Genomic DNA, 21,313 nt, shown 5'->3' on the forward strand with positions numbered 1-21,313 from the left:
AAAAAAAACATTTTGTACGCTTTTTGGCGGAATTTGCACGTCTTATTGAGGAAAAAGATGAAAAATGAGCCAACAAGAGATGAAAAAGGTTTTATAAAAGACTTGACCTTTTGTTGTCGACCCCCTATTAGAAAGAAACTTCCCAATGATGCCCGTTCAAGGTTGCATTGCGCGTGTTTTGCGTTCATTGTGTCCTTTGGGTATGGGGATTTGAAAGTTTCTTAGAGTTTAAGGGTGAGGTTTATGTCTCGTGCATGTGAATTGACAGGGAAGACGGTTTTGTATGGTAATAATGTTAGCCATGCAAATAATAAGACTCGGCGTCGTTTTTTACCAAATCTTTGCAATGTGACATTGATTTCAGAGGTGTTACAGCAAAGTTATCGCTTGCGCATTTCAGCAAGTGCATTGCGTTCTGTTGAGCACCGCGGTGGTCTTGATGGTTTTTTGATTAAAGCAGACGATAAAGAGTTGTCACAACGTGCGCGTTTGTTAAAACGCCAAATCGTTAAGAAAAAAGCTGAGCAAGAAGGTGAGCAGAAGGCTGAGCAGGCAGCGTAATTTTCAGCGTTATTGTTTTTGGCTTTTTTCTTTTTGATCGCGCTGTTTTATTGGTTCCATATCCCAGGTTAAAAAAATGTCTTCAAGCGGTCCTTTATTAGAACAGCAAAAGAAAAGGTATGTTGTTTTTTCTATTTTTGCAATGTGCTTTGCTGTCACAGCTTCTAATATTTTAGTTCAATATCCTGTCTATTGGTTTGATTTGAATGAGCTGTTGACTTATGGGGCTTTTACTTATCCATTTGCTTTTCTAATCAATGATTTGACCAATCGCTTTTATGGGCCATCTGCGGCGCGGCGTGTGGTTTATGCTGGTTTTTTTGCGGGTGTCTTTGTTTCTTGGATATTGGCGACACCACGACTTGCTCTTGCTTCTAGTTTTGCATTTTTATTTGGGCAACTCCTTGATATTGTTGTTTTTACTCCTTTGCGACGTAAAACATGGTGGAAAGCACCTTTAGCAGCAGCGTTGGTTGGTTCGGCTTTGGATACAGTGTTGTTTTTTTCTCTTGCTTTTTCTAGCTTTTTTGCCGTTCTTGATAAGATAACAGGCTATGCTGATAGTTCACTGGTGGAGAGTACTGTTTTGGGAGGGATAGGCATGCCAGTTTGGCTCTCACTTGCTTTTGGTGATTTTTCGGTAAAAATTATTATGAGTCTGTTGATGTTGATTCCTTATGGAACAATTCTTAACATCGTAAAGCTTCCTCTTTATCAAAGTCATTCAAAGGATAATTCTTCTTTTGTTTGTAATAAATAATGATTTTTATCTTTTTGTTTTACTGAAGGTGAAAGTCTAGGCATTATATTTTCTGTGAGAGCAGCATTTTAGAGCTATGTCTAGTGGAGATATTTTTCTATATACGTATATTTAAATATAATGAAATAACACAAGATCGATACAAAAACGGGTGATTATTCAGTCTTTTAATTTGAAGGGTACTCTGGGATATGGTTGTAAATGGAAAGTTCTAAGCAAAATTTTATCCGTTGCAATAAAACCGGAAAGTAAAAACAAATTCATTATAATTTTTGAAGATGGTTGGAGCATTTCTTTTAGAATTCATAATGCATCCAGTAAAGTAGAAGCTTCCTTAAAGTTCGATATTCAATTTGTGGGATTATCTTCTCAGGTTGTTAGCCATCAAATTCCGATGGTTTAATGATAGAAATAATTTTTTAAAATGTAATCGTTGCTGATTCAAGGTAAGTTTATTTCTTATGAATATAAGTCCTTTTATCACTAAAAAGTATTTCTAATTGTTTTGTTATGGCATCGGCAAGTTCTTCAGCATTCATAATTGTTACAGCACGTTGATAATAACGTGTGACGTCATGACCAATTCCAATGGCAATAAGTTCGATAGGAGAATGTGTTTGGATTTCTTGAATCACTGCGCGTAAATGTTTTTCTAGATAATTGCTGGAATTGACCGATAGTGTCGAATCGTCAACAGGGGCACCATCAGAAATGACCATAAGAATGCGACGTTGTTCACGCCGTGATAAAAGGCGTTGATGAGCCCAAATCAGAGCTTCTCCGTCGATATTTTCTTTTAATAATCCTTCTTGCATCATCAAGCCTAAATTGCGTCGTGCGCGACGCCATGGGGTATCAGCACTTTTATAGATGATATGGCATAAATCATTGAGGCGTCCAGGATGATGAGTTTTATGTTGTGCGAGCCATTTTTCGCGTGACTTTCCCCCTTTCCAAGTTTTAGTGGTAAAACCTAAAATTTCAACTTTGACACCACAACGCTCAAGAGTTTGTGCCAAAATGTCCGTGCAACTTGCTGCAACGCTAATGGGGCGTCCGCGCATTGAGCCAGAATTATCAATGAGAAGTGAAACAACTGTGTCCCGAAATTGGGTGTTGCTTTCCATTTTAAAAGAAAGGGGTTGTGTTGGATCAATAATTAGACGTGGAAGCCGTGCTGTATCAAGATATCCTTCTTCAAGGTCAAAGTTCCAGTTGCGATTTTGTTGCGCCATCAAGCGGCGCTGGAGACGGTTTGCTAAACGTCCAACAATGTTTTGGAGATGATTGATTTGCTTATCAAGATAACGGCGTAAGTGATCTAACTCGTTTTCAGAACAAAAATCTGTTGCTTCCAAAATTTCATCAAATTGACGGGTGAAGATTTTATAATTGCCAAGTCTTTCCATTTGTTCCGAATCAGAAAAAAGGTGTTTGGGTTTGCTCGGCTTTTCTTGCCAAGGTCCATTTTTTTGCTCGCCGTCAGCTTGATCATTGTTGTTTGAGTGTGTCGCTTGTGTTTTTCCGTCATCTTGCACATCACTTTCTTGTTCAGTGCTGGTTTGTTCTTCACTTTGAGCGTGTTTTTTGTTTTTACTCTCTTCTTCTGCTTGGTCTTGAGGTTCACACGCATTTTTTAATTTTTTATTGTTTTCACTGTTAGAAGCTTCAGCTTGTTGCACTGTCATTTTGAGTGTAACAAGCATTTGGCGAACAATCTGTGCAAAAGCTTGTTGGTTGTAAATATGATGTGGGAGTTCATTGAGTTGTGATGCTGCTTTTTGTTCGAGTTCTTGACGCCACAATTCTAAAACAGGACCCGCTTCTCTTGGAGCAGTGCGCTTTGTTATTTTTTCGCGCAATAAAAGTGCAATCGCTTCTTGGATGGGGGCTTCACTTTGGTTGCTAATCTTATGATAATGGGCTCTTTTGTATTTATCGGCGAGCATGATATCAAGATTTTTTGCAAGCCCCTCCATGGATAAAGTACCAATTGCTTCAACACGTGTTTGTTCTAGGGCATCAAAGACAGCACGTGCTTCTGATTCTAGTGGAGAAAATTGCATGTGAATGCGGTTGTCATGCCATGCTTTGCGCAGAGCCATGGAATCACCTAATCCGCGGGTAATGGTGATGTCTTTATTCGTTGCGTATTGAGGTAATTCTGGTAAACGCGCGCAACTTTCGCTTAAAGATGGTCGGTTATGACTAAAGGAAACTTCAAGGTCGTTTGTGCCTGCAATCGCACGCATACAGGTGGAAAGTGCTTTTTTAAAAGCTTCAGTATTAAGAGTGTTGTTGGAAGAATCTTTTGCCGGATTTTTGTTGTCGCCAATATCGGTAGCCATGAGTGACAGATTCCTTAAGGCGAAACACCATGAATGAGTGATTCGGGAAGCTCTTGTCCAAAGGCGCGTTGATAAAATTCTGCAACAGTGGCACGTTCGAGTTCATCACATTTATTGAGAAAGGTTAATCGGAAGGCAAAGCCGACATCTTGAAAAATTGTTGTATTTTCTGCCCAAGTAATGACGGTACGTGGACTCATGACAGTTGAAAGATCTCCATTGATAAAAGATTGGCGTACCATATCAGCAACATGAACCATTTGTGAAATTATCTTTTTTCCTTCAGTCGTTTGAAAGGATTTGACCTTTGAACAAATGATATTAACCTCTTTATCATGGGGTAAATAATTGAGTATTGTAACAATAGACCAGCGGTCCATTTGAGCTTGATTAATTTGTTGGGTACCATGATAGAGACCAGTTGTATCACCAAGACCAATGGTGTTTGCCGTTGCAAAAAGACGAAACGCTGGATGGGGAGAAATGACACGGCTTTGATCAAGTAAGCTTAGTTTTCCAGAGGTTTCAAGAACGCGTTGGATAACAAACATAACATCGGGACGCCCCGCATCATATTCGTCGAAAACAAGAGCAATATTATTTTGATAAGCCCATGGCAAAATGCCCTCTTTAAATTCAGTGATTTGTAAACCATCTTTTAAAACGATAGCATCTTTTCCTACAAGATCGATACGACTTACATGACTATCGAGATTAATGCGAAGACAAGGCCAGTTAAGACGTGCAGCAACTTGTTCAATATGTGTTGATTTCCCTGTACCGTGATAGCCAGAAACCATTACACGGCGGTTAAAGGTAAAACCTGCGAGAATCGCTAAAGTTGTTTGCTGATCAAAAAGATAATCAGGATCGATATCAGGGACATGGGGACTTTTTGTGCTAAAAGCAGGGACTTTCAGATCTGTTTCAATATGAAATAGATCGCGAGCACAAAGTGTAATATCGGGCAAATTTTCAACGGTAAGATTTGTCATTATGTTTCTGGAAGGGAGAGGACGCTATTTATTCATTAGAAACGATACAAGAGTTAAAGTATTTATGCAATGCTCTATAATGAGAGCCTTAGATATTGAAGAAAGATTTTTTTACGTATTCTATAATGTTTTGCAAAAAAAGTAACATTTTGCGCAAATAATGATGGTCTAAATGAAAATAGACTCATATAAGCGCATGTTTTCAGCACAAACCAGACTTTTTTAGCAAATTGTAAGCATGTAAAACATCACGAAAGCGCTCTTCTGAAGCACGATTACCACCATTGGAATCAGGATGGTGCTTTTTTACCAATTCTTTATATTTCATTTTGATGTCTTCTGCTGAAGCGTTTGCCTGTAGTCCCAGTGTATCAAAAGCTTTTGCTTCTAAGGGCTTTAATTTTCGTGAGAACTTATTGCTTGAATGCTGCCCAGTAAAAAGCGTGAAGGGATCGCGCATGCGATTTTGATAGGCAGCTGTTCCAGAGCGAATCTTTGCATAATTCGCGGCTGTTTTTTTCGATGTACCATTGCTCAGATCTGTAGGCCATGTCGGACGATGTCCTGTGAGAGCATCCTTTTGAAATTTTGCGATATCTTTATTGCTAAGACCAGAGAAGTAATTAAAATTTTTATTATAGGCGCGTACGTGTTCAATACAAAAATATAAATATTGTCCTTCGTGATTTCGACCTGCTGGTGCTTTATGGGACCCTGTTTTTTCACAACCTTCCCACTGACACTGTTGTGCTTCTGGCTCAGCTTTTTGTTTTTTATTTGAGCTTATGCGAATTGAATCGAATAATTTAGATGTTATTGTCATATTATTGGTTTATGCAAAATTGATTAATTTTACAAGAATTGACTTTTGAAAAATTTGTTTTCACACTTATTCTATTATGAAAAAGGTGTATTTTTGCACGTTCATTTTGTTTGAGGAATGAAAAATGTTTATAGAAACAATAATCCAGAGAAAGCTTCAGGATGCTTTTCATCCGCAAAAGCTTGAAGTGATTAACGAAAGTCATCTTCATGAGGGGCATTCTCATAATGAACATGCTTTTGATGGTAAAGGAGAAACACATTTTCGAGTGAAAATTTTATCTTCTTCTTTTTCCAATATGACACGCGTAGAAATACATCGAGCGATTTATAAAGTTTTACAAGAAGAGTTAGCTACTTGTGTCCATGCTTTGGCACTTGAGGTTGAAACACTCTAATTTTTTGATGAGACACTTTTAGGAACGGGGATGGGCCTTTTGATAAATTTTTAACAAATGGTCTGTATCGACATGGGTATAGATTTGTGTGGTGGAAAGACTAGCGTGCCCAAGAAGTTCTTGAATCGTGCGCAAATCTCCCCCCCGTGATAAAAGATGGGTGGCAAAAGAATGGCGCAGTGTATGAGGCGTTGCAGTTTCTGGTAAACCAAGGCTTGCACGTAAATTACGGACAGCTTTCTGAATAATGGCGGGTTGTAGGGGACCGCCTCGTGCCCCGCGAAATATGGGTTGGTTATCCACTAAAGGATATGGGCAACAATTGAGATAATTTTGTACAGCTTCGTAAACAATTTTGATGAGGGGAACAAGGCGTGTTTTTCCCCCTTTTCCTGTTATAAATAAACTTGTTTTTTCAGGATCAGAAAATTGTTCTGGTGTGAGGCTTAAGGCTTCTGATATTCGCATTCCACAGCCATAAAGAAGCATGAGGACAGCAGCATTACGAGCGCTAATCCAAGGTTCATTTTCTAGCTGGTTTTCTTGTTTGACTATGTGAAGTGCTGATTTTATCGCTAAAGGTTTTGGGAGCAATTTGGGGTGTTTGGGGCTTCGGATAAGTTGAGCCGCGGGAACATTGACGATTCCTTCACGTGATAAGTATTTGAAAAAAGAACGGATGCCTGCCACCCCTCGGCTTAAAGAGCGCGCACTTACATTGTTTGTACGCCGATAAGCAAGATAAGCACGCAAGTCACTGATGCGTAAATGAGAAAGATCTGTAAGGGTTGGTGTATGGCTTAAGTGTTGACAGAGAAAAGACAAAAATTGCCGCGTATCACGTTCATAGGCTTGCACTGTTTGTGCTGACATACGACGTGTTTGGGTAAGACACTCTAACCAATTTTTCCTTGCGTTTAAAACTGCATGATCTGCTGGAATGAGAGGAATATTTTCATCTTTTCTCTTGTCGTTTTTGATAGGCATTATCTAGTTGAGGGTTTCTTTCTTTTTAGATTTTTCATCGTTAGAATGATCATTCTTGTTTTGGGGTTGCTCTTCACGATTGATAAGTTGCTTTTCACCTTTGAGAGAGAGTATTTTTAAAAGATTGTGCGTTGACATCAAATGCGCAAAAATTAATCCTAAAAAGCCATTTTTATGAAGTTTGGCAAGTTGGCTTGCTGATAATTTATTCAATTTTTCTTCATCAACAACCCAAAAATGTTCCAATTGCGCTGAGAGACCTTTATCGTTTTTCACATTGATGGATTTTTGGCTTAGAAGATCCATTTCTACAAGAGCATCAATAAACTCAGAGGTTTTCTCCATAGCAATTTTAAAACTTTCAAGAAAGCGAATACGTTCTTCCATAAAAGGAGAAATAGAGCCGTCAGAATTAAAAAGTTCTGTTCCTGCAACTTCATTAAACATACCTGACTGTTGATCAAAGCAAACAGAAAGTTCTTTTTCATTGCTAATTTGTGCCAAAACAAAAGGATAGCGACGGACAAAAGCGGGAACATAAGTATTGTTTTTCCAACTTTTATCAGAAGTGATATAGTCATTTTCGTCATTAGAAAGACCGACAAGAGCTGCGGATGTGTAGTGCCGTTTTTTTTGTTCATCTTCGGCGCACATAAATAAAATAGGATAGTCTAGTGCTGCTTGAAAATATTCAGTACTTGCTAAAGGAACCCAGTGCGTATCTTTGGCAAAAGACATATCACTTGGAGGGGCAAATTTTAGATTTTTATGGGAAATTTTGTTGATTGGTGTGATATCTTTGTAAAATAGCATAATATTTGCCATAAGACTTTCTCCTTTATTAATTTGTTTTTGTTACCAAGAAAGGTCTTTTAGAAGATTGTCTCATATGGCAACAAGATTGAATAGAAAACTATAAGATTGAAGGGTTCATTTTTGAGAGATAATATTTTTGCATGAAGTATAATAAAGAAAAGCTTAAAAATAAAGTCTATCTTGCCATTATTGGTATGCCTCATGGTATAAAGGGTGGTGTTTTTGTTAAAATTCTAAGTGCTGAGCCACAGCGTTTCAAGTCTTACAGCACTCTTTATGATGATATGGGGCGTTCTTATGAAATTGTAACTCTTCGCATACAAAAAAATAAGGCGATTGTACGTTTTAAAGGGGTAGAAAATCGTAATGCGGCTGAGTCTTTAAAAGGTATTCGCCTTTATGTGACGCGTGATCAATTAATTGACGATTTGATGGAGGATGAGTTTTATCAGGTCGATTTAATAGGCTTGTGTGTTCAAGATTGTGGTGGAAAAACCTTAGGTGAAGTGTGTGGTTTTTTTAATTTCGGGGCTGGTGATTTGCTTGAAATACGTTTGAATACGGGCAAAAGAGCGCTCATTCCCTTTAGTAAGGCGGCGGTACCAGAAATTTGTATGGATTCTGGTTTTCTTGTTGTTGATCCCATGGCAGCTGGTTTAATTGATGGGGGAGACAGTGATAAAAAGGAAATAGCTTGAATCTAAAAAAATAAAAAGTGGAAAATGTTAAGAATGCAAGTGATCCAAAATGGAATACTGGTGTTTTGATATTCTAAATATTGCTTGGATTTTTAGAGGGGGAGAGTAAAGATCTTTATTTTAAAGCGCGAGTATTGAAGAGAGGGATAGTATTGAATATGGCATAAGATAGCAGATGGAGGAGATTTAGATTAACGCTATAGCGTTATAATGTCTGCTTTGTGCTATTTTTACTATAAGAGTCTGTTTAATAATAAGAAAATGAGGATGAAAAAATAAAAATGAAGTTTCAGGCGCGCGTTTTAACTCTTTATCCTGAAATGTTTCCTGGTTTTTTAGGGTATTCTTTAGCTGGGCAAGCTTTAGAGCGCGGAATTTGGTCACTAGAGACAGTGCAGATTAGGGATTTTGCGTTGGATAAACACCATAGCGTTGATGATACACCAGCTGGTGGGGGGGCTGGTATGGTGATGCGGGCGGATGTATTGGCGGCTGCACTTGATAGTTATCCAGAGGATTCGCCAAGATTGTTGATGAGTCCACGTGGGCGCCCTTTTGACCAAGCTTATGCGCATAGCTTGGCTCGTGATACGGGTGTAACGTTGGTTTGTGGACGTTTTGAAGGGGTTGATGAGCGAGTCATAGAAGCACGAGAATTAGAAGAAGTTTCTATTGGTGATTATATTCTTTCAGGGGGTGAAACAGCCGCATTGGTTATCTTAGATGCTATTATACGTCTTCTGCCTGGAGTGATGGGGAATGCCGCTTCTGCAAAGTGTGAAAGTTTTGAAAATGGCTTGCTGGAACATCCGCAATATACACGCCCTTCTCTTTTCGAAGGGCGGGGTATTCCGCCTGTATTGCTCTCAGGTCATCACAAAGCGATCGCAGATTGGCGTCAAAGCCAAGCCGAATTGTTAACACGTCAACGTCGCCCTGATCTTTATGCGCGTTATGATAAAAATCATCAGAAAACTTGATTCATATGATAAGGTGGTGTATTGCATGGCTCTCTTTTTAGAGAGTTTTTTATAAAAGGTTTTCTGGTAGTTCCAAAATTAAAATGAAGGAATGGTGTATTCGCTCCTGTGTAAGACATAGCCTAAAGAGCTTCTTATTCTTAATAAAGGCTTTTTTGGTAAGAGTTGAGCGCTCTGACTGTTCGATAAAGAACATGAAGGATAAAAGAAATGAATATTATCGCACAACTTGAAGCTGAACAATGTGCAAAAATTGAAGAAAAGCGCCAATTTCCAGCCTTTAAGCCAGGAGATACAGTCCGGGTCATGGTGCGTGTGACGGAGGGTACGCGGACGCGTGTTCAGGCTTATGAAGGTGTTTGTATTGCACGTTCAGGCGGTGGGTTGAATGAGACCTTTACTGTACGCAAGATTTCTTATGGTGAAGGGGTGGAACGGGTGTTTCCTGTTTATTCTCCTTTGATTGAAGGTGTTGAGCTGGTGCGCCGTGGTAAAGTGCGCCGTGCAAAACTCTATTATCTTCGTGGTTTGAGAGGTAAAGCTGCGCGTATCGCTGAAAAGAGAGATTATCGGAAAAAAGCTGAAAAGGTTGTTGAGAAAGTAGAAGCAGTAGCCGTGAGCACAGATGTTGAAGCGCAAGTTGCTGAGTAAAGATTATATCGGCTAAACTTTATGCAAAAGCGGCTTTTATGCCGCTTATTTGTGTCTTTCGTGATTCGTTTTGTCTTTTAAAAGGCTTGGAGGGGATATAAAAATGTTTAATCTATCAATTTTTTCCTCTTTATTATTCTTAATCATGGGTGCAATTTAAGAGACCATTGTATATATCGTGGATACTCAAAAGGATAAGTTTAATCTGAAAAAATGCCTGTTTATATTTGAGAAAAGATGTTAGGCCTTTGACGTGAAGATAAAATTGTATTAGATTAAAGCAAGTTTTGCGGATCATATCCGTGGAGTAATCGGTTTTTTTTATGCGTGACCTTTAATCCGTTATTTGAGACAACCGACCTGTAGTATCGGTATCTTGAGATGCCAAACAAGTGAAAACGAGAGAATATATTTAGTCGTTTTGCGCGAACTTTCTCGTTCATTGCGGTTGCAGTAAAAACCAGGTCAGGATATTTTATGACAGAGACAACTAGGATAAAAGAGCGCCCTCGTTCCCCTCATATAAGTATTTATCGTTGGACAATTACTATGGCTATGTCCATTGCACACCGCATTACGGGTATGGCACTTTATGTTGGAACGGTTTTTCTTGCTGTTTGGTTAATTGCTATTGCGTGTGGGGAGGAGGCATTCAGAACGGTTCACGAGATTTATAGTTCTTGGTTTGGATTGTGTATTTTGTTTCTTTATACTTTGGCAGGGGTTCATCACATGGTTGGTGGTGTTCGCCACATTGTTTGGGATCTGAAACCTTGCCTTTTGGCAAAAGAAAAGGCAACAGTCACTGCTTGGGCGACAGTGTTTATTTCTCTTATTGTTACTTTTGCGATTTGGATTATTGGATATACCGTTGTTTAGCTGGGGGTGAAAAGAGATATGAAAAAAGATTTTCGAACGGAACTTGGAAAAGTACGGGGGCGTGGCAGTGCTCATGAAGGAACAGAGCATTTTTGGTTAGAACGTTTGACAGGGTTTATCAATCTACCACTTTTGATATTTTTTATTGTTCTTATTCTTTCGCTTGTGGGAAAGGACTATAGCATTGTGCGTGCACGGCTTGCACATCCTATTGTTGCTATTTTGATGGGATTGATGACTTTTTCGGTCCTTTATTATATGAAACTTGGTATGCAGGTGGTGATTGAAGATTATATTCCACGTGAAGGTTTCCGGATATTCTTTTTGACGTTAAATATTTTATTTTGTTTTCTCATAGGTGGTATCATTATTTTTTCTCTTTTGAAAATTGCATTAGGGGGTTAAACAAATATGGCGGGTACAGGATCATCTCTGGGCGCTAAAGCAGGTAACGCCCCTTATCGCACTGTAGATCATAAATTTGATGTTGTTGTTGTTGGGGCAGGTGGTGCAGGATTACGTGCAACATTGGGTATGGCGGAACAAGGATTAAAGACAGCTTGTATTACGAAGGTTTTTCCAACGCGCTCACACACGGTTGCAGCACAAGGGGGAATTGCTGCATCGCTTTCAAATATGGGACCTGATAATTGGCAGTGGCATTTATATGATACCGTGAAAGGTTCTGATTGGTTGGGTGATACCGATGCAATGGAATATTTGGTGCGTAATGCTCCTGCTGCTGTGTATGAATTAGAACATTATGGCGTTCCTTTTTCGCGGACGCAAGAAGGCAAAATTTATCAGCGTCCTTTTGGTGGACATACGACACAATTTGGTGAAGGTCCACCTGTTCAGCGTACTTGCGCAGCAGCTGATCGTACAGGACATGCTATTTTGCATACGCTTTATGGACAAAGCTTAAAGCATAATGCGCAATTTTTTATTGAATATTTTGCACTCGATCTCATCATGACGGATGGGGTTTGTACGGGGGTTGTGGCATGGAATCTCGATGATGGTACAATACATCGTTTTTCTGCTAAAATGGTTGTTCTTGCAACCGGTGGTTATGGACGCGCTTATTTTTCCGCGACATCGGCGCATACCTGTACGGGTGATGGTGGTGGAATGATCGCACGTGCTGGATTGCCTCTTCAGGATATGGAGTTTGTGCAATTCCATCCTACAGGGATTTACGGTTCTGGCTGCTTAATTACAGAAGGAGCCCGTGGTGAAGGAGGCTATTTAATCAATTCTGAAGGTGAACGCTTTATGGAGCGCTATGCACCTTCTTTTAAGGATTTGGCTTCACGTGACTTGGTTTCGCGTTGTATCACACTTGAAATTCGTGAAGGGCGTGGTGTTGGACCTAAGAAGGACCATATTCATTTGGTTCTCAACCATATTGATCCTGCAATCTTGCACGAACGTTTACCAGGAATTTCGGAATCAGCACGGATTTTTGCAGGTGTGGATGTAACAAAAGAGCCTATCCCCATCTTGCCAACGGTTCATTATAATATGGGTGGGATTCCTACCAATTACTACGGGGAAGTTCTCAATCCAACGGCTGATTCGCCTGATCGTATTCAACCAGGGCTGATGGCGGTAGGAGAAGCAGGATGTGCTTCTGTTCATGGGGCTAATCGCTTGGGGTCAAATTCATTAATTGATCTTGTGGTGTTTGGTCGTGCTGCTGCCATTCGCGCGGGGGAAGTTATTGATCGGAATGCAGAAATTCCACCCCTTAATGAAGAAGCTGTTGACGAAATTATAGCGCGTTTTGATCGTTTACGTTTTGCACAAGGAGCGATACCAACAGCTCTATTGCGTGAAAAAATGCAACGCACGATGCAAGAAGATGCGGCTGTATTTCGTACAGAAGATTCTTTGAAACAAGGATGTCAGCGGATGAATAAAATCTGGGGGGAATTGTCAGACCTCAAAGTCACAGATCGTTCTCTGATATGGAATTCTGATTTGGTTGAAACATTAGAGCTTGAAAATCTCATGGCGAATGCAATCATGACTGTTCATTCTGCTGAAGCCCGTTTAGAAAGCCGTGGCGCTCATGCTCGTGAAGATTATCCAGAGCGTGATGATAAAAACTGGCGTAAACATACGCTTTCACATTTGTCAAAAGAGGGTAAGGTGACATTATCATATCGACCTGTCCATGTGGACCCATTAACATCTGAAGCTGATGGTGGGATCGATTTAAAGCGCATTGCACCTAAAAAACGGGTTTATTAAGGGGAGAATGAAATATGGTACAAATTAAGCTTCCCAAAAATTCTCAAGTAAAACCGGGAAAGGTTTGGCCTAAACCTGAAGGTGCTACAAAGCTGACGGAATTTCACGTGTATCGTTGGTCGCCTGATGATGAGGAAAATCCTCATCTAGATACTTATTATGTGGATCGTTCTGCTTGTGGTCCTATGATTCTTGATGGGCTTTTGTTTATTAAAAACCATATTGATCCAACTTTGACACTTCGTCGATCATGCCGTGAAGGCATCTGTGGTTCATGTGCGATGAATATTGATGGAACCAATACATTGGCTTGTACCAAAGGTATGGATGATGTAAAACACCCCATTAAAGTCTACCCTTTGCCGTCCATGCCAGTTGTTAAAGATTTGGTTCCTGACTTGAATCGCTTTTATGCGCAACACCGAGTTATTGAGCCTTGGTTACAAACAGTTTCTCCTGAACCTGCAAAAGAATGGTTACAAAGTCACTCCGATCGCCAAAAAATCGATGGCCTTTATGAGTGTATTTTGTGTGCGTGTTGTCAGACTTCATGTCCAAGTTATTGGTGGAACGGTGATCGTTATTTGGGTCCTGCTGTTTTGCTTCAAGCTTATCGCTGGATTGCGGATTCACGTGATGAAATGTGTGGTGAACGTCTTGATAATTTAGAAGATCCTTTCCGCCTTTATCGTTGCCATACGATTATGAATTGTGCGCAAACTTGTCCAAAGGGATTAAATCCGGCCAAGGCAATTGCTGAAATTAAAAAACTCATGGTTGAACGCCGCCTTTGAAAATTGACTGATTGAGGAAAATAAAGTGCAAGGGAGAGAATTGTGCGTGCTTTTAGAAATTAAAACTCTAAAAGCACAGTGGTTGCTTATGAGGGATCAGTAGCTATAATAGTCTAAAAAATGAAGTACCCCTTATAGAAGAAATCCTTGCAATGGCTGAGATTAAGGAAATTGATGGCTGAGTGTTGTCTTCGAAAATTGACCAATTGATGAACAGTAAAGTGAAAAACAGAAAATTGCGCGTGTTTTTTGTGCCTCTTGAGGTTTAATCTTTAAAAGTCTATTGGCTTCCATGAGGTGGTCAACATCGTTGTTATTGCCTTTAAAAATACAGTAGTCTTTCAGATAAAATAAAGACTTCAAGAAAAATAACATTCTCTATAAAAATAATAAAACCAATATGCCATGTGTTTTTATTTTCATTAAATTAGTATCAAAATTCGAATTTTAATGCATAATTTAATTAAGCATTTTTTATAAAAATGATTACCCTGCTTTAAATAGAGCACAAAAAATAAATTCTGATGCAAATATTAATAACGCATGTAAGTATTCAAATAAAATACAAAGTAGTGACCATTATGACAGTTCGTAATTTTACAATACATTTATTATAATATTACAATATCAGAAATATTGTTGATATTCAGGGATTGGGAGTTTTTAATAATATCATTATATATATCTAAAGATCATATTTTATTTTAAGAATTGGTTTGTTAATCGCATAAAAAACAAAATTTATAATTCTTAAAGAAGAGTGTAAAATCTTTATGGATTATAGCGATAGATTATACAATTAAGAATACAAAAATTTAAAATTGTTATAACATCATCAGTTTAAATTCATTTAAGAGCCATAAAAGGCTTAAAATATCAAATTTATAGGTTTTTCTAGAAATTTAGAAATCGGTAGTAGGGATTTTAATGTATTGTGAATATGGAATAAGCACTGTTTATAGGTTGGTTTGAGTTGAATGAATTCAATTATCAAAGAAAATGTGTTTTATTTTGATGAACTTCGTAGATGCTGATTTTATATGTTCTTATCTATGAAAATAGAGATTTTTAGGTTTAATTCCTTTTTTTATATTACTGAATTTCATTTTTGTTTGCATGTATTGCTGAAGCAATTTGTTTAGGCAGTAAAAGTGCTTTTTTATTTTTCAGTATAGAGATATTTCTTAACATGAAAGAGAGGTTTACAAATATTAATGGTGTAATCAGTTATTGTTTGGGGAGGTGTTCTATTGTGCTGTAAAATACCCTTATTTGAAGAGTAGTGATTAAAGTGGTTAAAAGGTGGAGCATGTTTAGGCAAGGAGGCAGATTGTTTACAGATTGGTGCGGGGTAAGAAGCTTCGTCCTTTGAGGTGGTGAGAGGTAGAAATCCTGTTAGCCAATTAAGTAAATTAGAGCGAAATCCATGCGGGTAGGTATTAAGCCCAGCCTGTTGCAATATATTGAGCCATACAATTTGCAGCGAGCGTATCACGACGGGTTGCAGAAAAAAAGAAATCATTGTGAGACAGTAGATGCGCTTGAGATGCGCGTGTTTCAAAATTTCTAATATCTCTATTGACTAAAGGGACACGAAATTCTGTTGTAGAATCACACCTTCCTTTCATATTTTCAAGCCAAGAATTGTCCATATATCCCCTTCAATCTGATTGTCACGAATTGATGCAAGGAATGGTACAAACCTTTGTAAGAATAAGCAGATGCAAAGCCAGTTGTATCATTATTGTTGCTTTGCAGAGTGTTTGATAAAAATCTGGAACATTTCTCCAATTCATTGTCGGTTTATTAATGACTTTATGGCGTTGTTTTTCTAAAAGAGCTTTTGCTGTTGCAGCTTTTACTTATCAGATGGGAGTTAAGAGTATTAGGTATCTCTTTTGGCGTAATATTTGAAATCGGTATACAGCCTCCTAATTTGAGGAGAATATGAAGCTGTAAAGATGCAAACCAGTTTTCATTTTTGCCGTCATTTTTTGTTCAGTTTTATGACGTTCAAGAGCATCTAGAGTAATGTCTTTTAAATAATAGAGATTACGCATTGCTTCACGCTTTTGTTTCTCTCGTTCTTTAATGAGATCAAAACCTTTATGTAAAACAGAACGTCCCGAACCAAATACAACTTGGCTTGTCAATTTATGCGCTTGTTTTAAAGAAGCATTTCTTTAATGTACCTAAGTTCATTTTGCAACAGTGTTTGTGGATGGTATAATGGTAAAGTTCCGATGAATAATATAAAATTTATAGAGTATCCCTATTTTTACACTTCATAAAAGAGCAAGTTGGGCGCTATTAGATACTTTGCTTGCTCCCAATGTTGTGACAATTTTTGGCATTTGGGATGGTTTATAAGAGGCATTGTTAGTGCTTTTTAGTACAGTTTCATCTATACGGCTTTATTTACTTGTAATGTGCAAGAGATATGGTTTTGGTTAATAAACAGCTTTGAAATGAGAGAATCCTACGGTACTAAGATCTTTTATCCAACATGTAAAATAATGAACACTCTTTATAAATCAATGTGACGTGGCTTAAGAAGACTGATTGTAGATCTGTGCTTTTAGGAATTTTTGCTTTTTGAGGTGCAGAAAAGAGAGCAGGAATATTCAGAGTAGCGCTTATTTGTATATTTTATGGGCATCGTTCTTTAGGGTGGGGATATGCACCACGTTTATGGTTAGCAAGGCTTGCTTAAGGGAAATTTGATTGTTTACGAACAACCGGAGGTTAAGAATCTTTCTTCGTCCGAAGAAGACGTCGATATGCCACTATACTTTGTTATTACCAAATAGAATGTGGTTTATGGATGCTAAATCGAAATGATAATTTATTTCGTATGAGGTTTTCCGTATTTGGAGATTGTTTGGTTAAAAAACATCTTTATTAATCATTTGAAAATAGCGCTTAGAATTTTTAAACGATAAGTTTTGGTCTTGATGACGATAATTATTTGTGGTGATCGAAACTACCTATTTTACGAAGCTTTCATTGATAGGCGAATCAAATTTTTCTTTTTTTCTTCATGAAGAGTGTAGAAAATCCATTGGAGAAGCAAAGAGAATAGGAAAAGTAAAATAAATAGCCGTAACAATTAGTTACGGCTATTTTTGTTTGCTTCATATTACCGAGAGAGGAAGCTCCCTTTAAGCGATTTTTGATTTAGCAAAAATCGGGTCGTAAAAGACTTCAGAGAGTTTTCTATCTTTAAAGAACAACACTACGTCAACTGTTGTATAGAGAACAATTTTTATCATTTCTAACTCGAGTTGCCGGCCAACTTCTGATCTTTTAATCAAGGTGGCACATCGTTCAAATGTCTGCAAAGCGCTGTTGGCATGCGTTGTTGTAATCGATCCGGGATGACCTGTGTTGAGCGAATTGAGATATTCCCATGCTTCATTGCCTCGCAATTCAGCGAGAAAAATTCGGTCGGGCGACTGACGCATACACGCATCTAGGCATTCTTCAGCTGAAACACGGCCTACATTGTTACCATAAATCATATGTACATGATTGGGATGATTGGGTAGAAAAAGCTCGTGAACATCTTCAATTGTGATAATACGCTCCTCTACAGGGACCTTTTCAATTAAAGAGCGGGCAAATGTTGTTTTACCAGATCCTGTCTTGCCTGCAATGATAATGTTGCGTTTGTGAAGGACGCATTCTTCCAAAAATTCAAGAATTTTTCCCTCACGTTTACTTTGTAAGAGTTGAACTTCAAATGGTTCCAACCGTGTGAAGTCTTGCCTCGATAACAAGTTATTGGCTTCTTTTGCTGAAGGCTTATTAAAACTTACATCAGAAAAATCATCAAATGCCCCTTCTTCTTTGAGTTCTTCTAACGTCTTAACTATAAGAGAATGTTTACGAATTACAAAGGAAAGAGCACCATCAACAACAGCTGGTGTTTGTATAATTGTACCACGTTGTCCACCAGGCAAGAGTACATAATTAATACTTCTGGGAGCCATACCGTTATAAACGATAATAGCTGTAATAAGCGTTTGCAAAAAAGTGGTTGTTAACTCTGGTACGCTATGTACTTGCCAACCCTTAAAGCTTTTTGTCCATACTTCACAGGGGCGGCAAATCGATAATTCAGTGATCGTGGGATCTTCTAAAAAACAATCAAGCGGTTGCAGAAGCTGAAAAACTGCTTGATCTTTCTGTACCGGGTTAACGTGTGACGAGACTGTAGACATTGCTGAAATCCAGATCACGAGCAACAAAAATATTTACTCGTTCGCCTTGGTTTTTGTAAAGTGTTGGTGTGATATTGATGGAATTTTGAAGAACATCGATTGCTATAGATTCAGCATTTGGAGCACCTTTATTTTGTGAATTCTCTTTATCTTCTTTGTTGCTTTTATTAACTTTTCCTCTTACCCATTCTCCTAAATCACCGATAATGCTTACCATAATTGCACTACCAAATCTTTCCCAAAAATGTCTGTCAACCCAGCCACCAATACCTGCTTCACCCAGAGGACCTGTGCCTGGTGAATCAAGATTGACAACAACACCAGAAGGCGTTTCGATGCGTAACCATTGCACAAACACGCGCGTTTGTCCTTGTTGTATGCCACTTTGGTAAAAACCAACGACTTTAGAACCACGGTCAAGCAAAACAACACGTCCACTTGTGGAATAAATATCGCGTGTTAAATGACACGTCGTCATTCCGGGTTGCGATGTAATGATCTTTGTTTCTAACGTACAATCTATTTGCGTTCCTTGTGTAATCAAAAAGTCACGGTTACGAAGTTGCATCGCATGTGATTGACCTAAACGCACGGGCTGAAGGTTATCAAATAATGCGCCATTACCTCTATCATTATTCGATGCTTTATGACTTGTATCTGTAGATCCTTCGCTACCACCGTTGTTAAGACTAGAACTTAGCATACGTTTGCGTGCTAATTCTTCAGAATCTTGGAGCATATGTGGAGGAATGGCTGTTTGAAGAAGTTTACTCAAGGCCGGTGGAATATCCAAGTTTGAATCTTCTATTTGTGTTGATTTTTCTGCTTCTTCTACAATCTTTGGCTCTTCTATAGTCCGAGGGACATAGTTTGGTATAATTTGCTGTACTATTTGTTGTGGTTTTTCTTCCTCAACTTCCACGGTATTACGCATTTTAAAAGCTTTCCAAGTCAAGGCAATCGGTATCGCTACTATGACAATAAGCCCTACCACTAACAATGCACGGGTACCTGGAATTATCGGACGACGTTCAGAACCTAGTTCCGACCCTCCATAGGCACCTTCAATATGTTTTTGCTCGACGTTGTCCAGTTTTGTACCTTTTCCCTCTCCTTCCTTATTGTCAAACATCATTTTCCTCCTTTATTGATACGATAAACCACCGAAGATACTGTCCCTGTTGTGTTTGGTACGCCATTGGGGTCATAGGCTTCATTAAAAACAGCTAAAGCGCGTTTACCAAGCCGTATGAGCCATTTAGGATTGACCTTATGAACGGCGATAATATCATTAGAACTGCCGATAACGGTGCGTGGTATTAAGCTTTCATTTCCTTCAGCATCTACGACATAAATCGATGGCATATCCATGTTAGCGGGAAACTTGAAGTAAGTAATACGCCCATTGTCCCAAGCATTTATCGGAGCAATATCTTGGTGACCGCTCATGGTGTAACTGAGATTGTAGCCGTTGATGCTTTGGTGAAAACCACGTTCAATCGCAAGGCGTCGATTGTTTTCTTCTGACTTTTCATCGTTTGAATCGGGATAATGGAAAGCCAATTCATAAGTTGATCCCGCACGGTCATTCCGAAATTGTAGTCGGAATTTATAACTCCGTTTGTCAGTTACAACGATGAGATTGGTATTGGCAAGTTCTGCTTTTGGTTTAATAAAAATATGCCGCCCTTTATGAGCAAAGGCATAGGCTTCAGAATCGCCAAAGGCATGAGTGATATACTGTTCACCTTCTTCAAGAATAATATGTGTTGCCACACCAAGAACTGTTTCAATTTGAACCACATCAGCTTCGTTATATGTTATATAGCGAATGCGGTGATCATATTGTGAATTTGATGGACTTTTGAGCGCCTGCACAGGTACCGTATAAAGAGAAGAAAACGAAGACAATAGAACAACGAACGCAAGTTTTTTCATAACAATCAATTCCTTAATCATTCAACAGTATTTCTGGGTCAGAACGGTAACTTGTTATTTGAAAACCAAGGGGGTTAAGCAATCGATCAGATGATTTCATGGGTGCACCGACATAGGTGTAACCAATTGTTGCAATCTGGTGCTGTTTTGGTCCAGTAGCAGCACCGTTGCTGTCAAGTTGCTGAGTCGTAAAACGTACAGTTGCTTGACCGATTCCATTAGGCTGGATTGATCGTACTTTAACTGTGATACGTGCTTTGTTGGAAAGCACTTTGTCCCGTGCATTTTCTCCATCATAGATTTTATAATATTCTTGTTGAACAGATGCTGCACTTAAAAGTGCTGTTGTGTCATAGTTCAGTTGAATGGTATCGTAGTCGTAAGTTTCGCGGTTAAGCACATATTGGTTTAGCCAATATCTATCTACAACTTCACCATAGCTTTCTTCGTGTTCACGCATGATTGAGATAACATCAACTGCACCCGTCGTATTATCAACGCGCAATACTAAGGGAGTTGGAGCTGGTTGAGAAAATCCAACAACTCCACATATCATACCGAATAAGCCAAAAAGACCCACAGTACTCGCTACACGCCACGCCGTTCTGCGCGACCTTATAAATTCATTGATAAGATCCCGTTCTAAGCCACGGCTTTCTTCATAATAACTTTTAAGTTGTTCGGCTTTCACTGGTTTTGCTTGTTTTGTTTTCATCTGTCTCCTCGCTTAATTTCGGCAGGGATTGTTTTATTAATAGGCACCCGGTTCCTATCATTTGGCTGTTTTAGCTTTGGTGCTAATGCACAAGCTGATAAAAGGTTTACAATCAAAGTTACAAGAATGATCGACTTCATTTTAATATGACTCTTTTTACAGTTATATGCATCCTAATATTTATTGTCATTATTATTATTTTGAACATAAAGTAAAGTACGTTGTGTGTAATTATTTTACTTTTTTATTCCATTTTAATTTATGAAAATAACTCAATTTCAGTACGAATATTTTTTACTTTAGGATTGGATATCCTCGTTATTTTGTCATATGGGTATTAAGGATGCCTGTTACGGGAATCATTGCTTTTTATATCCTCTAGTTTCTCTGTCTCCATAGATGTCCGAATGTAATGCCTTTTGCGAGAGAATTGGCAATGCTTGATAGTTTGAGTAACAGCATGATGGATATAATGGACAAGATGAGAGCTCC

Annotated in this window: 21 protein-coding genes and 2 pseudogenes; 11 read left to right on the top strand and 12 right to left on the bottom strand. The window is 38.6% G+C overall.

What is annotated here, in order from left to right:
* The first annotated feature begins 243 nt into the window (after positions 1–243).
* The 3 genes from rpmB to ACFIJL_RS01110 all read left to right on the top strand — a co-directional run bounded on the left by rpmB (position 244) and on the right by ACFIJL_RS01110 (position 1,724).
* Positions 244–561 (top strand): 50S ribosomal protein L28, encoded by a 318-nt coding sequence (rpmB, locus tag ACFIJL_RS01100; protein WP_375622115.1) that lies wholly within the window; start codon positions 244–246, stop codon positions 559–561.
* Positions 562–637: 76 nt separating this feature from the next.
* Positions 638–1,321 carry a VUT family protein gene (locus ACFIJL_RS01105; RefSeq protein WP_375622116.1) on the top strand — a complete coding sequence of 228 codons (684 nt, stop codon included), beginning with the start codon at positions 638–640 and terminating at the stop codon, positions 1,319–1,321.
* 151 nt (positions 1,322–1,472) lie between these two features.
* Complete coding sequence (locus tag ACFIJL_RS01110; protein ID WP_375622117.1) at positions 1,473–1,724, top strand: HaeIII family restriction endonuclease; 252 nt, start codon at positions 1,473–1,475, stop codon at positions 1,722–1,724.
* A gap of 49 nt (positions 1,725–1,773) precedes the next feature.
* On the opposite strand, the gene cobT is transcribed toward ACFIJL_RS01110, so the two are convergent.
* The 3 genes from cobT to ACFIJL_RS01125 form a co-directional block, all read right to left on the bottom strand.
* Positions 1,774–3,669 carry a cobaltochelatase subunit CobT gene (gene cobT, locus ACFIJL_RS01115; protein WP_375622118.1) on the bottom strand — a complete coding sequence of 632 codons (1,896 nt, stop codon included), beginning with the start codon at positions 3,667–3,669 and terminating at the stop codon, positions 1,774–1,776.
* A gap of 14 nt (positions 3,670–3,683) precedes the next feature.
* The gene (gene cobS / locus ACFIJL_RS01120) at positions 3,684–4,664 is read right to left on the bottom strand and encodes a cobaltochelatase subunit CobS (protein WP_375608469.1); all 981 of its coding nucleotides are present in this window, start codon (positions 4,662–4,664) and stop codon (positions 3,684–3,686) included.
* Between the two features lie 202 nt (positions 4,665–4,866).
* Positions 4,867–5,487, bottom strand: a complete 621-nt coding sequence (locus ACFIJL_RS01125) for a J domain-containing protein (protein WP_375606021.1) — start codon at positions 5,485–5,487, stop codon at positions 4,867–4,869.
* Positions 5,488–5,611: 124 nt separating this feature from the next.
* Here ACFIJL_RS01125 and ACFIJL_RS01130 point away from each other — a divergent pair, with 124 nt between their 5' ends.
* Positions 5,612–5,884, top strand: a complete 273-nt coding sequence (locus ACFIJL_RS01130; RefSeq protein WP_375622119.1) for a BolA family protein — start codon at positions 5,612–5,614, stop codon at positions 5,882–5,884.
* Between the two features lie 18 nt (positions 5,885–5,902).
* Here the strand turns inward: ACFIJL_RS01130 and ACFIJL_RS01135 are convergent, their stop codons facing one another.
* A complete protein-coding gene (locus ACFIJL_RS01135) occupies positions 5,903–6,871 on the bottom strand; it encodes a tyrosine recombinase XerC (RefSeq protein WP_375622120.1) in 969 nt (322 codons plus the stop codon).
* 3 nt (positions 6,872–6,874) lie between these two features.
* On the bottom strand, positions 6,875–7,696 hold the full coding sequence (locus ACFIJL_RS01140) for a SapC family protein (RefSeq protein ID WP_375622121.1): 822 nt from the start codon (positions 7,694–7,696) through the stop codon (positions 6,875–6,877).
* A 131-nt stretch (positions 7,697–7,827) separates the two neighbouring features.
* Here ACFIJL_RS01140 and rimM point away from each other — a divergent pair, with 131 nt between their 5' ends.
* The 7 genes from rimM (at position 7,828) to ACFIJL_RS01175 (ending at position 13,945) form a co-directional block, all read left to right on the top strand.
* Complete coding sequence (gene rimM / locus ACFIJL_RS01145) at positions 7,828–8,385, top strand: ribosome maturation factor RimM (protein WP_375622122.1); 558 nt, start codon at positions 7,828–7,830, stop codon at positions 8,383–8,385.
* Between the two features lie 281 nt (positions 8,386–8,666).
* Positions 8,667–9,365, top strand: coding sequence for a tRNA (guanosine(37)-N1)-methyltransferase TrmD (gene trmD, locus ACFIJL_RS01150; protein WP_375622123.1), 699 nt, complete (start codon positions 8,667–8,669; stop codon positions 9,363–9,365).
* Between the two features lie 210 nt (positions 9,366–9,575).
* Positions 9,576–10,016, top strand: coding sequence for a 50S ribosomal protein L19 (gene rplS, locus ACFIJL_RS01155; RefSeq protein ID WP_375622124.1), 441 nt, complete (start codon positions 9,576–9,578; stop codon positions 10,014–10,016).
* 477 nt (positions 10,017–10,493) lie between these two features.
* Positions 10,494–10,895, top strand: a complete 402-nt coding sequence (gene sdhC / locus ACFIJL_RS01160) for a succinate dehydrogenase, cytochrome b556 subunit (RefSeq protein WP_254492571.1) — start codon at positions 10,494–10,496, stop codon at positions 10,893–10,895.
* A gap of 18 nt (positions 10,896–10,913) precedes the next feature.
* On the top strand, positions 10,914–11,300 hold the full coding sequence (gene sdhD, locus ACFIJL_RS01165) for a succinate dehydrogenase, hydrophobic membrane anchor protein (protein ID WP_273790057.1): 387 nt from the start codon (positions 10,914–10,916) through the stop codon (positions 11,298–11,300).
* Between the two features lie 6 nt (positions 11,301–11,306).
* A complete protein-coding gene (gene sdhA / locus ACFIJL_RS01170; RefSeq protein ID WP_375622125.1) occupies positions 11,307–13,151 on the top strand; it encodes a succinate dehydrogenase flavoprotein subunit in 1,845 nt (614 codons plus the stop codon).
* 14 nt (positions 13,152–13,165) lie between these two features.
* Positions 13,166–13,945, top strand: a complete 780-nt coding sequence (locus ACFIJL_RS01175) for a succinate dehydrogenase iron-sulfur subunit (protein ID WP_273790055.1) — start codon at positions 13,166–13,168, stop codon at positions 13,943–13,945.
* Positions 13,946–15,341: 1,396 nt separating this feature from the next.
* On the opposite strand, the pseudogene ACFIJL_RS09970 reads toward ACFIJL_RS01175, so the two are convergent.
* The 7 genes and pseudogenes from ACFIJL_RS09970 to ACFIJL_RS01215 form a co-directional block, all read right to left on the bottom strand.
* Positions 15,342–16,038: pseudogene (locus ACFIJL_RS09970) on the bottom strand (integrase); the annotation flags it as partial.
* A 1,068-nt stretch (positions 16,039–17,106) separates the two neighbouring features.
* Positions 17,107–18,168 (bottom strand): P-type DNA transfer ATPase VirB11, encoded by a 1,062-nt coding sequence (virB11, locus tag ACFIJL_RS01190; RefSeq protein ID WP_375622128.1) that lies wholly within the window; start codon positions 18,166–18,168, stop codon positions 17,107–17,109.
* Positions 18,143–19,300, bottom strand: coding sequence for a type IV secretion system protein VirB10 (gene virB10 / locus ACFIJL_RS01195; RefSeq protein ID WP_375622129.1), 1,158 nt, complete (start codon positions 19,298–19,300; stop codon positions 18,143–18,145). Before virB10 ends, virB11 begins: the two co-directional genes overlap by 26 nt.
* Positions 19,300–20,106, bottom strand: a complete 807-nt coding sequence (gene virB9 / locus ACFIJL_RS01200) for a P-type conjugative transfer protein VirB9 (protein WP_375622130.1) — start codon at positions 20,104–20,106, stop codon at positions 19,300–19,302. The genes virB10 and virB9 overlap by 1 nt, the downstream gene beginning before the upstream one ends.
* 13 nt (positions 20,107–20,119) lie before the next feature.
* Entirely contained in the window at positions 20,120–20,821 is a 702-nt protein-coding gene (locus ACFIJL_RS01205; protein ID WP_375622131.1) for a virB8 family protein, read from the bottom strand.
* Positions 20,818–20,961: a TrwH protein gene (locus ACFIJL_RS01210; RefSeq protein ID WP_375622132.1), complete on the bottom strand. Its 144-nt coding sequence runs from the start codon at positions 20,959–20,961 to the stop codon at positions 20,818–20,820. Before ACFIJL_RS01210 ends, ACFIJL_RS01205 begins: the two co-directional genes overlap by 4 nt.
* A gap of 238 nt (positions 20,962–21,199) precedes the next feature.
* Positions 21,200–21,313: pseudogene (locus ACFIJL_RS01215) on the bottom strand (trwi protein); the annotation flags it as partial.

Origin of the sequence: Bartonella sp. TT119HLJHH (assembly GCF_042193385.1) — a bacterium.
Taxonomy (GTDB): domain Bacteria; phylum Pseudomonadota; class Alphaproteobacteria; order Rhizobiales; family Rhizobiaceae; genus Bartonella.